This is a genomic window from Patescibacteria group bacterium (assembly GCA_028717685.1).
GTDB lineage: Bacteria > Patescibacteriota > JAQUNI01 > JAQUNI01 > JAQUNI01 > JAQUNI01.
In genome coordinates this window covers 173,946-186,004 of record JAQUNI010000001.1, presented here as the reverse complement: position 1 = coordinate 186,004, position 12,059 = coordinate 173,946, and the positions used below count along the sequence as shown (strand labels likewise).

Below are 12,059 nucleotides of genomic sequence, written 5' to 3'. Positions count from 1 at the left end.
TTAATCAGATTTTATGATCATTCCGATGCAAAAATTTAATATCGTGGTTCGTAAACACCAGAAGAGCGCGCTCCTTTCTTATTTGCAGGAAAGGGGAGATGTGGAAGTTGTGGATGTGCGGACAAAAAAAGAAGAACCATCTAGTGAGCACGAAATTGATTTATTGCTTGCGGAATTGGATTTTGTCTTGGATCTTTTTAAGGAGCGCGTGGTGAAAGAAAAAGAAGGGGCGCTAACGGGAATCAAAAAATTTTTGGCTGGTCCGCTAGAATTTTCCCACCAGGATTTTGAAAAAATTTGCCGAAGTTTTGATTATTCAAAGTTAGTGAATGATCTTAAAAAATGGGATAATGATTTGGTCAGGTTGCAAATAGAGGAAAAAGAACAGATAGAAAAAATGGAGATCTTAAGGCCGTGGCAGACTTTAGGTTTGATGCGGGCGGATTTGGAAACTGGAAGAACCAAATCAATCTTGGGTGTTCTTCCGGCGCAAGCTTTATCCAATTTAAAAAAGGTGGTGGATGGCGAGGTGAATATTCGCAAAGTCAAAGAGGAGGTCAAGGATTATTATCTGGTGATCACATACCTCAAGAAAAATGAAGAGACCTTTTTGCGCGATTTACAAAGCACGGGTTTTAGCATTGTTGTTTTGCCTTGCGAGAATACGCCCGCCGCGGAGATTCAAAAAATAGAAGAAAGGCTGGAAGAAATTCATAAATTAAAAAGAGATGTCTTAAAGCAAATCAAGCGGGCAAGCCGCGAGGAAAGAAAGGTCAAAATGGTTTATGATTACTGGCAGAATAAGAAGAAAGTGAAAGATACAACAGGTTGGATAGAAGATACGCGCTATATGAGTTTTATTTCTGGCTGGACTTCCAGCTTTGGTTTTAAAAGATTACAGCGAATTTTGCCTCCAAAATTTCCTGGTGTTTATTTAGAAAAGACAGAGAAAGAAAAGGGTGAACGGGTGCCAGTGATTGTGGCTAATAGAAACCTTATGGAGCCCTTTGAATCCGTAACCCGAATCTACGGCCTTCCAGAATATAATGAATTAGACCCCACCCCTTATTTATCCTTCTTTTTCGCGATATTTTTTGGGATGTGCCTTTCCGATGCTGGTTATGGCATTGTCCTTTTGATTGCCAGTGTGGCAGCGGTGAAATATTTGAAGTTGTCAGAGGGGGTGAAGCGCCTTTTTAAATTAATGATTTATTGCAGTATTACCACAATCATCGTTGGGGTGCTTTACGGAGCCTATTTCAGCATCAGCTTAATAGATCTCCCAGCATCAAGCTTGCGCGATTTTCTTCTTTCCCTGCAGGTTATTGATCCGATTAAAAGTCCTTTGCAAATTATGATTATTTCTTTGTTATTTGGGTTGTTGCAATCTTGGTTTGCGCGGATGGTGAATGTGAAATATCTTTTATCAAAAAAAAGGATTAAGGAAGCCCTATTAGGGGATTTTATTTGGGTGTGGGCGATCTTGGCGATTATTTTTTTTGGAATCACGAAATTATTTTTTCCATCTTTGGCTAAAATCGGGGGCTATACCGTGATTGGTTTCGCTGCAATTTTAGTTTTGACCCAAGGGTATCAGAAAAAGAATATCTTTTTGAAGTTTACTAGCGGTCTTTTGTCGCTTTATAAAGTCGTAGGGATGCTTTCGGATATCTTGTCATATTCACGGCTTCTGGCTTTAGGTTTAACCACCAGTATTATCGGGTTAGTGATTAATGTGATCGCTTTGCTTTTTCGCGATATGGTTCCTTATGTAGGCGTGCTGGTGATGATTCCGATTTTGATTGGCGGGCATCTTTTCAATATGGGGATTAACATTTTAGGCGGCTTTATTCATTCCGCGCGTCTGCAGTTCGTGGAATTTTTTCCGAAGTTTATGGAAGGCGGAGGGAGGATGTTTAAGCCGCTCAAGAGGGAATATAGGTTTACGAAGATAAAGGGGAATTAACCTAATTGTTCTAATTATTCTAATTATTCTAAATAATGTCCAATGACCAATTTCAGAATGACCAAATATTTAGACATTTTGGCATTAATCATTAGTTATTGTTTAGGTTAATTAGGTCAATTAGGAATTAGAAATTTATAAAGTTTAATAGCGGATTTATGTGGGAAGATTAGTTAAATACAAATAAATTTCCCCGACATAAATTCGTCCTAAATTTATGGGTCTTGTTCTTGCGATTATCGGAGCAGCAGCCTCGGTTATTTTAGCAGGGATCGGTTCTATTTTGGGGGTAGGTATGGCTGGAGAGGCCGGGGCAGGCGTTACCGGTCAAAAGAGTGAAATCTTTGGTAAGGTTTTACTCCTTCAGGCATTGCCAGCTACGCAGGGGATTTATGGTTTTTTGGGTTGTTTTTGGGTGCTTTTAAAAGTCGGTCTTTTGGCTGGCAATCCCCTTGAAGTTCCTACTGCCATTGGCTGGCAAATACTTTTGTCCTGCCTTCCTGTTGCCATAGGTGGTCTGATTTCGGCGATTTATCAGGCGCGCGTTTCTGTTGCCGGATTGCATATGATTACGAAGGATGAATCTACGGCAGGCAAGGGCGTGATTATGGCGGCGATGGTGGAAACCTATGCGGTTCTAGGACTACTGGCTACAATCTTACTGATAAACGGGATTAAGATTGGATAAAGTAACAGGCTATTGTTACATTGTTTTCACTCTTTTATCTTTAGTTAAAGGCGAGAGGTTGTTTCATTGTCGGATTTTCAACAATGAAACGGTGAAACAATGAAGCAATGGATTTTGATGTCTTTAGAAATCATCAAAGAGAAAATTTTAGCGGAAGGCGCGAAAGAAGCCGAGCAAATTTTAGCCGGAGCCAAAGAAGAGGCGCAAAAGATGAGGGATGAGGTGAAGCAGAGAATCCAAGAGCGATATCGCGTTTTTACCGCAGAGATGAAGCATTTACAGGAGGCTTTGAGAGAGCAGATGAGGATCCAAGCCATCTGGGAAGCAAAGAATAATCTTTTACGCAAAAAGCAAGCATTAATTGATGAAGTTTTTAGCCGTGCTTTAGAATCTTTAACTAAACAAGAGCCTGTGGCGCGACAGAAGCTTTTAGAAATGTTTTTGAAAAACGTCCGCAAGCATTTGGGCGGGGAAAAAGTGAAAATTATCCCGACTGCGAATAGTCAATCGGTTTTGGCAAAATTAGTGCCAAAGCATTCCAGTTTTAAGCTATCCAGTAAGATAGTGAATGGTCAAGGCGGTTTTATCGCGGCCAGCGATTTTATGGAAGAAGATTATATTTTTGACCATCTGATGGCAGAAAAGCGGCAGGAATTAGAAAGTGAAGTAGCGAAGATTTTATTTCAGTAACGCGTGTAATCTGAAACCAGAAACTTGTAATTCAAGAAGGACTCTTGCGTTACAAGTTTAGAGGTTACACGTTATAGGAAGATGTTTCCTCAAAACCATACCCACAATGCTTACCTCGTTTCTTATTTGAAGACTTTGGAGTCGGAATTTTTGGATCAAAATGATTTTGAGAGAATGATTGAAGCGAAGAACGCCGAGGAGGCTTTGCATGTTTTCAATGAGACTCACTATGGTCAGTATTTAGGAGACATTAAAGGCCCTAAAGATTTTGATGTTGTTTTAAATGAGGGTTTAGAGGGGGTTAAAGATTTGATTTTAAAACTTTTTTCACGAGATAAGGATTTGCGGTTTTTATGGCTCAAGTATGATTTTCTTAATCTCAAATCATTAATAAAACTCAAATTTCAGGGGGAAAATGTGCAATTAAACAACTTGGGAACGATTGAATTGGATACATTACGGGAGGTGATTTTAGAAGGGACAAAAAAAGAATTGCCTGACAATCTGAATGGGGTGATTCGTGAAGTTTTTGAAAATTATGAAAAAAATCAAGATCCTCAAGAAATTGATTTGATTTTAGATCGTAAATATATTGAGATTTTAATAAGGGAACTTGCGCGAATTAAATCTAAGATTTTGAAGGATTTTCTGCGGCGAGAGATTGATTTGTTTAATGTGAAAATTTATTTTCGTATTCGGGGTGAGGGAGGGAAGGAAGCGGATTTTATTCCCGGCGGTTTGATTCCCTTGCGGCGGTTTAAAATTTCTAATGAAGATAAATTTGTTAAGTCCATTGACGATTTCGCAGAGCAGGCAGAATTTAAACATCTTGAAGAGCAGGTGGAAAAAGAAGGGCTGCTTTCTTTGGAGCTCGCGGCGCGCCGAATTTTATTTGAAATTTTAGAAAAAGCGCAGAATAAAATTCTGGGCATTGAGCCGGTCTTCGCTTTTTGGCAGGTAAAGGTAGAGGAGACAAAGCTGATTCACAAAATTATGGTGATGAAGAGTGCTGGGATTGGGTCCGCAGAAATTCACAGGCTGGTGGGATACTAAAAGTAGAGACGTTGCAGTGCAACGTCTCTACGGGTGATTTCACCACGGAATATGAAAATTGGCATTATAGGTAAAAAAGAAACTATTGCAGGCTTCCACGCTTTAGGAATGGAGACATACGCGGTGAGGGATAGCGCCGAAGCGCGCGCGAGACTCAATCAAATCGCGCAAGATGATTTAGGTGTTCTTTTTATTCCTGAATCTTTGGCTGAAGAGATTTATGGGATGATTCAACAATTAAATGAGCAAACCTTTCCAGCGATTACCATTATTCCTGATCCTTCCGGAGCGAAAGGTTTTGCTTCTAAAATTATTCACGATGCGATGTTGCGCGCGGTCGGGACTGATGTAACCAAAAGGTAATTAGAAGAATTTTAACTTTTAGCTTTTCGCTTTTAATTTTTAGCTTTTTTAAACTATGTCTAATTTAGAAAATAAACAGGGAATCATTGTTAAAGTTTCCGGTCCGCTTGTGATCGCCGAAGGCATCCCTAATGCGCGGATGTTTGATGTGGTCAAAGTGGGGGAGAAAAAATTAATCGGCGAGATTATTGGCTTAAACCAAGACCAAGCCTCCATTCAAGTATATGAGGACACCGCCGGTGTTGGACCGGGAGAGTTAGTGGAGACAACTGGCAGACCTTTGTCTGTGGAACTGGGACCGGGAATGATTAAAGCCATCTATGACGGCATTCAAAGACCATTAGATTTGATTTTTGCCAAGTCTGGCGCTTTTATTGCGAGGGGTATGGAAGTACCGGGGATTGACCGCGAAAAGGAATGGGATTTTAAGCCTGTAAAAAAGGAAGGGGATGTTGTGAAGGAAGGCGATATTCTAGGTACGGTTCAAGAAACCTCCTTGATTATGCATAAAATTATGGTGCCTCAGGGTGCGCGGGGGAAAATCACGGCAATAAAGGCTGGTCAATCCAAAGTGGAAGATATTGTCGCGAAGATTAAAACAGCGCAAGGCGAACAAGAGATTACAATGTTGCAGCGTTGGCCGATTCGGATTCCGCGGCCGGTGAAACAAAATTTACCCATTGATACTTTAATGGCTTCAGGACAGAGAGTGATTGATACCTTTTTCCCGCTTGCCCAAGGCGGCACAGCTTGCGTGCCGGGTCCTTTTGGGTCCGGGAAGACTGTGGTTCAGCATCAGTTAGCTAAATGGGCAGATGCGGAGATTATCGTTTTTATCGGCTGCGGGGAGCGGGGGAATGAGATGACCGATGTTTTGATTGAATTTCCGGAATTGAAAGATCCGAAATCGGGAAGACAATTAATGGAGCGCACGATTTTGATTGCCAATACTTCTAATATGCCTGTGGCGGCGCGCGAAGCGTCTATTTACACCGGGATTACCATCGCTGAATATTATCGTGATATGGGTTACAAAGTCGCGCTTACCGCGGATTCCACTTCGCGCTGGGCCGAGGCTTTGCGGGAAATGTCAGGACGGCTGGAGGAGATGCCCGGTGAAGAAGGTTATCCTGCGTATCTCGGCACGCGGACGGCGGCGTTTTATGAACGCGCTGGCCGCGTGGAGTGTTTAGGATCGGAGAAGCGCGTTGGCTCTTTGTCCGTGATTGGCGCGGTCTCGCCGCCGGGCGGCGATTTTTCTGAACCGGTGACGCAAAACACTTTGCGGGTTACCAAGGTTTTTTGGGCTTTGGATTCAGCGCTCGCCTACAAGCGCCATTTCCCAGCGATTAATTGGCTGACCAGCTATTCTTTATACACTGAAAATTTAGAGGAGTATTTTAAAAATAATGTCGCCGCGGATTTTAACCAGTATCGTCAAAGAGCAATGGAAATTTTGCAGGAAGAAGCCAATCTGGAAGAGATTGTGCGTTTGGTCGGTTTTGACGCTTTAGGTTCGCGGGACCAATTAATCTTGCGCGTTGCCCGGATGATTCGGGAAGACTTTTTGCATCAGAATGCCTTTGATGAAATTGATACCTATACCTCCTTATCTAAACAATACGGTATGTTAAAGATTATTATTGATTTCTACGATTTAGCGCTTTCCAAAGTTAACGAGTTGGACTTGAAGGCATTATTTAAGCAGGAAATTATTGAAGATATTGCCCGACTCAAATTTATTCCCGAAGATAAAATAGAGGCAGAGTATAAAAAGGTTTGGGAGAAGATAGAGAAAGTGGTGTAATTGATGTGCAATAGCTTTTACCTTTTCACTTTTAACTTTTAACTTTATTTTTATGTCCAAAGCTTATAAAACAGTGAAAGAAATTGCGGGACCTTTAATAATTTTGGAAAAGATTGAAGGCGCAAAGTATGAAGAATTAGTGGAAGTGGAAACAAAAGAAGGTCGCAAAATACTAGGCAAGGTTCTGGAAGCCGGACGCGAGCTCACCTTAATCCAGCTCTTTGAAGCGCCGCAAGGCGTGCCGCGTGCTGGCACCAAGGTCAAATTCTTGGGACGAGGTTTGAGACTGCCGGTATCCGAGGATATTCTAGGTCGGGTGTTTTCTGGCGCGGGCAAGCCGATTGATGGCGGACCTAGAATTATTCCAGACCAAGAATTAGATATCAATGGTTTGCCTTTAAATCCTTATGCCCGTTCTTATCCCGATGAATTTATTCAAACCGGCGTTTCCACGATTGACGGCATGAACACGCTGGTGCGTGGTCAGAAACTGCCTATTTTTTCGGGCGCTGGTCTGCCGCACGCGCGCCTTGCGGCTCAAATCGCGAGGCAGGCAAAGATGCGCTGGGATTTACGGCATACCGAATCACGAATCACGAATCACGAATCACGGAATAAAGACCGAAAAGAGACGAAGTTTGCGGTGGTGTTTGTGGCGATGGGTATCACTTTTGATGAGGCGAATTTTTTTCAAAATGATTTTAAGAAAACCGGAGCGATTGAGCGTTCGGTGCTGTTTATTAACCTTGCTAATGATCCCGTGGTGGAGCGGATTGCAACGCCCAGAATGGCTTTAACCTGCGCTGAATATTTGGCTTTTGAAAAGGGAATGGATGTACTAGTCATTATGTCTGATCTGACTAATTATTGTGAAGCCTTGCGCGAAGTTTCGGCGGCGCGCAAAGAAATTCCGGGTCGGCGTGGTTATCCGGGTTATCTTTATACCGACCTTTCTACAATTTATGAACGCGCGGGGCGCATTAAAGGCAAGCCCGGTTCCATCACGCAGATTCCGATCCTTTCCATGCCCGAGGACGACAAAACCCATCCCGTGCCCGATTTAACCGGTTACATTACCGAAGGCCAAATTATGTTTAGCCGCGAATTGCACCGCAAGGGGATTTTTCCGCCCGTGGATGTTTTACCTTCCCTTTCCCGGCTTAAAGACAAAGGAATCGGCGAAGGTAAAACCCGCGAGGATCATTCCGGTGTTTTAAATCAGTTATTCGCTTCTTATGCCCGCGGTAAGGAAGTGGAAGAATTAGCCGTGATTTTGGGCGAAGAGAGTTTGGATGAAACCGATAAAAAATATTTAAAGTTTGCCTCTCTCTTTGAAGACAAATTCGTCCGCCAAGGTGAATATGAGGATCGTGACATTATTCAAACATTGAGTTTGGGCTGGGAACTTTTGTCTATTTTACCGCAGTCCGAGTTAAAGAGAGTGAAGCCGGAAATGATTGAGAAGTATTTTAAGAGATAACTCCCTCTTTTCTCCTCCTAACTCCCTTGAGACCAGAAGGGGATAATAATTTCTCCCTCTCAAGACCTGCGGGCGGGGAGGGGTTCTAAAATAATGCAAGTCAAAATCAACCCCACGCGCGTGGAGCTGCTTAAATTGAAAAAGCGGCTCAAAGTCGCGCAAAGAGGGCATAAATTATTAAAAGAGAAACGGGACGGACTAATGAAAGATTTTATGCAGGTAGTCCGCGAAGCCAAGGATGTTCGCGAAGCGGTAGAAAAATCATTGAGCGAAGCTTTTTTGTCTTTTGCTTTCGCCGCCGCGGAAATGCCAGCCCAAAGCCTAGAGGCGGCTTTGATGTTGTCCAAGATGAAGCTTTCCCTGCAAACAAGCGAGAAGAATATAATGAATATCAAAGTGCCGCTTTTTGAGGTTCAAAAGGAAGGAGAACCGATTTGCTATGGTTATTTGGATACTGTCGCGGAATTGGATACAAGTTTGAAAGGATTTGAGACTTCTTTAGAAAAAATGGTCCGCTTGGCGCAGACTGAAAAAGCGATTTTAATGCTTAGCCGCGAGATTGAGAAAACGCGGCGGAGAGTAAATTCTTTGGAATATGTTTTAGTGCCAAATTTGCAGTCCGCGATCCGCGAGATTACAATGAAATTAGATGAACAAGAGAGAGGGAATTTGACGCGGCTGATGAAAGTAAAAGCTATGATCGCGGCGCAAGCCTAATCTTAAAATTATGCGTATTGAAATATCTAAAGAAAAAATTAGAGAAAACATTCCTAACCTTATGCGCCGTTTGGGCTATCAGCCCCTGCGTGATCCAAGAAGCAGAGAATTAGGATATGTGCGCCGGCTTGGCGCTGGTTTTTACCCGCGCTTCCACGCCCATCCTTCATTAGATCAGGATGGAAATTTATTTATTGATTTGCATTTTGAAAATATGAAGCCAATGCATATGCGAGGAACGACGCGCGTGGAAAGAGAGGGGCAGGTTTTGGAAGGAGAGGGGGAGAGGATTCAATTATTGTTAGGTTATTAATGTTCTGGAAAATAAAAAAAGCCCTGGAAATCAAGAGGGGCTTTTTATTTATAGTAAGGATAGGTAAGGGAAGTAAAGTTCTTCCCTTATGGGTAAAATGAGCTTCGCGCCGCAGAGGTAGAATAAATATAATTTAAAGTTTTCTAAAAAAGCCTTCCTTTTGGTCTTTTTTGTAGTCAACATATTCTACCTTGATGGGGTGCCGATCCACAGTTTCTTTATTCATTTCTAGCTCTAGCTGTGAAAAGATGGATTGAGGGCACCTATCTTTTCTGAAAGCGACTCTAAGGTCGGTCCATTTTCCATCGTCACCGCTAAAACCATGCAGAAAATATGCCCTGGCAATAGTAATGAGCCGTGAAAAAAGCGCTGTTCTCGCTTTAATCCTAATTTCGTAATCAAGAAACTTTTTCTCTTCCACTATTTGGATTGCTGGAAATACCTCTCCTCCCAGCTTTTGAGCAATTTCCTCCAGAAGGTTTTTTAGTAAAAACACCTTCTTTTTTAATTCTTCATTCATACCAATAAACAATAACCTTTCAGCGACTTCAGAATTTAACATATTTATCCTTCCTCCTTCATATCCAATTTCCATCAAATTAGCTCCTGATTACTATATATAAAGTTTGGGTAAAGAACGATGATTCAAAGCTAAAAGATATCCCAAAATTTTCTTTTGAAGCGCGATTCGTACTTTAAGGTGGAATTTATGATTGATGTGATAATCTAATTAAAATACATTTTTTGAATTTTAGCAAGAAAACTATTGACTCAAAATCCATAATATGATATAATAAAAGCAGTCAAGTACAAAGAGCTCGCTTAAGGGGTTTTATCCCCGGCGAGCTTTTTAAAGTCTTACTCAAAGAAAGCCAAAATAGCTTTCTAAAAGAGGACTAAACCCGTCTACGCACTTTGTGTGCTTCGGCGAGGTAAAACCCGCCTTGCTCCGCCTAAAGCTTTAAGCGAAGGCGAGCTTCGTCCGCCTCTGGCTGACTACGGCGAGGCAAATAAAAATAAAAATGACAAAAACAAAAACAATAATTTTTACGGCAGTTTTAATGTCAGGAATGATTTTTGGGCCATTAAAAAGTGTAGAGGCTCGCGATTATTTTGGTCTCGGTCGTATTTTCAAAGCTGTGGACCTTAAACAAGGCCAGGATTTTAATTTATTTGAAAATGATTTCCGCGGCGGGGTTTCGGTTTGCGTGGGGGATCTAAATGGTGATGGTCATAAGGAAATTGTGATTGGTTCAGGACCGGGTCGGAGAAGCGAAGTGCGCGTTTATGACTATCGAGGCAAAAAGACCAATTATGTAATCTATCCTTTTGACGCAGAATTTTTGGGAGGCGTTGATGTGGCTTGTGGGGATGTTAATGGCGACCAAAAGGATGAAATTGCGGTGGCGGTTGCTTCCCGCGAGAGCGCCCATATCAAGGTTTACAAGGCAGACCTAAACAAAACTGTTTTAGCGGATTTTTTTGGAGAACCAGCGGCGTTTCGGGGCGGCGTGCACATTGCCCTTGCGGATTTAGACGGCGATCATAATGCGGAAATTTTGGTTTCGCGAGGGCAGGGTACGCGCTCCGAGGTGCGTGTTTTTAAAGGAAATGGTACGCGGACTGATTTTGTCCTTTATCCTTTTCCGCGCGACTTCAAGGGTGGCGTGGATATCGCCGCGGCGGATGTGGACGGAGATAAACTTCCGGAGATTATCGTTTCTGCCGCGCGTCAGGATAAAGCCCAGATTAAAGTATATAAGAGTAATGGCCTTTTAGAATCCAGCTTCATCGCCTTTGATCAAGGTTTCAAGGGCGGCGTGGATATCGCCGCGGCGGATTTGAATTTTGACGGCAAGAGTGAGATTTTGGCTGGCGCTGGTCCGGGCGGCGCGCCGCATGTGCGGGCGTTCAATCACTTGGGCGAGATTCAGAAGAGTTCCCCTTATAATATCGGCGGGGTGAAAATCGCGCAAGAAGATACTGATTCTGAAAAAGAGAGAATGGGAGCGGCTCTCCCCTTGCCCGGAGCGGGGAGAAAGGAGGGGGTGGGAGGTAATCTTAAGGAACCAAGTCTGGTGAGTGGCGTTAGCTCCCAAGCGATGAACCAGACTGGTTACAGTTATTATCCTTTTGAAAAGAATTTTAATGGCGGGGTGAACCTGGCGGCGGCAGATTTAGATGGCGATCATATTGCGGAAATTATTATCTTGCCTGCTTTGAACTACAATTTCAATGGTTTAAAGAAGATTGTGATTGACATTTCAGAGCAAAATTTGAAGGCTTATGAAGGAGAGAAAATATTTTTAGACACTAAGGTATCTACAGGTCGGCCTGGTATGGGCACTCCCTTGGGTAATTTTCACATTTTAAGTAAAAATCCGCGCGCCTGGTCTTCTAAATATGGGTTATATATGCCCTATTGGATGGCTTTTACTACTAAAGGTCATGGCATTCATGAATTGCCCGAATGGCCGGGCGGTTATAAGGAAGGGGCTAATCATTTAGGTGTGCGCGTTTCTCATGGCTGCGTGCGCCTCGGTGTGGGACCGGCTAAACAGCTTTACGATTGGGCGGCAATAGGAACGCCGGTAATTGTTCAAGACTAATTTTTATTTAGTTATTGAATTATTGTTTTATTTATAATAACAATAAAAATTAAGTAAATAAAAATTAGTTAAAAATTAAAAATTAAGAAACAAAAATTTGATGTATTTATTAAGATGAAAGAGTGCATAGAATAATTTTACGGTGACGTCGGGAACGCGAAAGACGTGGTTTCTCCGCCACCGTAAAATTTAACAGGCGTCGCTGCCTAAAAATGAGAGGCAGTCCGCGCCTAAAAAATTCAAACTAAAACGCGGTGGAAGACTAACCCTCGCCCTTAAGGGTTAGTCTTTTATATTACTTTGTGGATAACATTCTTGTAAAAACGAGTGGGGGGAGGTATTATATAATAGTAATGTACTTAAACCAGTAAAT

The 12,059-nt window shown here is 42.4% G+C and carries 11 protein-coding genes; 10 read left to right on the top strand and 1 reads right to left on the bottom strand.

Annotated elements, in window-relative coordinates:
• Positions 1–25: 25 nt before the first annotated feature.
• From PHW01_00950 to PHW01_00910, 9 genes are all read left to right on the top strand, one after another.
• Positions 26–1,966, top strand: coding sequence for a V-type ATP synthase subunit I (locus PHW01_00950; protein ID MDD5626573.1), 1,941 nt, complete (start codon positions 26–28; stop codon positions 1,964–1,966).
• A 217-nt stretch (positions 1,967–2,183) separates the two neighbouring features.
• A complete protein-coding gene (locus PHW01_00945; protein ID MDD5626572.1) occupies positions 2,184–2,654 on the top strand; it encodes a V-type ATP synthase subunit K in 471 nt (156 codons plus the stop codon).
• 99 nt (positions 2,655–2,753) lie between these two features.
• Positions 2,754–3,344, top strand: a complete 591-nt coding sequence (locus PHW01_00940; protein ID MDD5626571.1) for a V-type ATP synthase subunit E — start codon at positions 2,754–2,756, stop codon at positions 3,342–3,344.
• Positions 3,345–3,425: 81 nt separating this feature from the next.
• Positions 3,426–4,397 (top strand): V-type ATPase subunit, encoded by a 972-nt coding sequence (locus tag PHW01_00935; GenBank protein MDD5626570.1) that lies wholly within the window; start codon positions 3,426–3,428, stop codon positions 4,395–4,397.
• Between the two features lie 51 nt (positions 4,398–4,448).
• On the top strand, positions 4,449–4,760 hold the full coding sequence (locus PHW01_00930; GenBank protein ID MDD5626569.1) for a V-type ATP synthase subunit F: 312 nt from the start codon (positions 4,449–4,451) through the stop codon (positions 4,758–4,760).
• Between the two features lie 55 nt (positions 4,761–4,815).
• A complete protein-coding gene (locus PHW01_00925) occupies positions 4,816–6,567 on the top strand; it encodes a V-type ATP synthase subunit A (protein MDD5626568.1) in 1,752 nt (583 codons plus the stop codon).
• A 52-nt stretch (positions 6,568–6,619) separates the two neighbouring features.
• A complete protein-coding gene (locus PHW01_00920) occupies positions 6,620–8,047 on the top strand; it encodes a V-type ATP synthase subunit B (GenBank protein ID MDD5626567.1) in 1,428 nt (475 codons plus the stop codon).
• 93 nt (positions 8,048–8,140) lie between these two features.
• Entirely contained in the window at positions 8,141–8,764 is a 624-nt protein-coding gene (locus PHW01_00915) for a V-type ATP synthase subunit D (protein ID MDD5626566.1), read from the top strand.
• 10 nt (positions 8,765–8,774) lie between these two features.
• Positions 8,775–9,077 carry a hypothetical protein gene (locus PHW01_00910; GenBank protein ID MDD5626565.1) on the top strand — a complete coding sequence of 101 codons (303 nt, stop codon included), beginning with the start codon at positions 8,775–8,777 and terminating at the stop codon, positions 9,075–9,077.
• A 133-nt stretch (positions 9,078–9,210) separates the two neighbouring features.
• Here the strand turns inward: PHW01_00910 and PHW01_00905 are convergent, their stop codons facing one another.
• Positions 9,211–9,672, bottom strand: a complete 462-nt coding sequence (locus PHW01_00905; protein MDD5626564.1) for a hypothetical protein — start codon at positions 9,670–9,672, stop codon at positions 9,211–9,213.
• Positions 9,673–10,099: 427 nt separating this feature from the next.
• Here PHW01_00905 and PHW01_00900 point away from each other — a divergent pair, with 427 nt between their 5' ends.
• A complete protein-coding gene (locus tag PHW01_00900) occupies positions 10,100–11,686 on the top strand; it encodes an FG-GAP-like repeat-containing protein (GenBank protein ID MDD5626563.1) in 1,587 nt (528 codons plus the stop codon).
• Positions 11,687–12,059: the final 373 nt, after the last annotated feature.

Excerpts from the sequence above, each read along its gene's own strand:
- PHW01_00910 (MDD5626565.1), top strand. The coding sequence starts at position 8,775 with ATGCGTATTGAAATATCTAAAGAAAAAATTAGAGAAAACATTCCTAAC.
- PHW01_00930 (MDD5626569.1), top strand. The coding sequence starts at position 4,449 with ATGAAAATTGGCATTATAGGTAAAAAAGAAACTATTGCAGGCTTCCAC.
- PHW01_00950 (MDD5626573.1), top strand. The coding sequence starts at position 26 with ATGCAAAAATTTAATATCGTGGTTCGTAAACACCAGAAGAGCGCGCTC.
- PHW01_00920 (MDD5626567.1), top strand. The coding sequence starts at position 6,620 with ATGTCCAAAGCTTATAAAACAGTGAAAGAAATTGCGGGACCTTTAATA.
- PHW01_00900 (MDD5626563.1), top strand. The coding sequence starts at position 10,100 with ATGACAAAAACAAAAACAATAATTTTTACGGCAGTTTTAATGTCAGGA.
- PHW01_00925 (MDD5626568.1), top strand. The coding sequence starts at position 4,816 with ATGTCTAATTTAGAAAATAAACAGGGAATCATTGTTAAAGTTTCCGGT.
- PHW01_00905 (MDD5626564.1), bottom strand. The coding sequence starts at position 9,672 with ATGGAAATTGGATATGAAGGAGGAAGGATAAATATGTTAAATTCTGAA.
- PHW01_00940 (MDD5626571.1), top strand. The coding sequence starts at position 2,754 with ATGAAGCAATGGATTTTGATGTCTTTAGAAATCATCAAAGAGAAAATT.
- PHW01_00935 (MDD5626570.1), top strand. The coding sequence starts at position 3,426 with ATGTTTCCTCAAAACCATACCCACAATGCTTACCTCGTTTCTTATTTG.
- PHW01_00945 (MDD5626572.1), top strand. The coding sequence starts at position 2,184 with ATGGGTCTTGTTCTTGCGATTATCGGAGCAGCAGCCTCGGTTATTTTA.
- PHW01_00915 (MDD5626566.1), top strand. The coding sequence starts at position 8,141 with ATGCAAGTCAAAATCAACCCCACGCGCGTGGAGCTGCTTAAATTGAAA.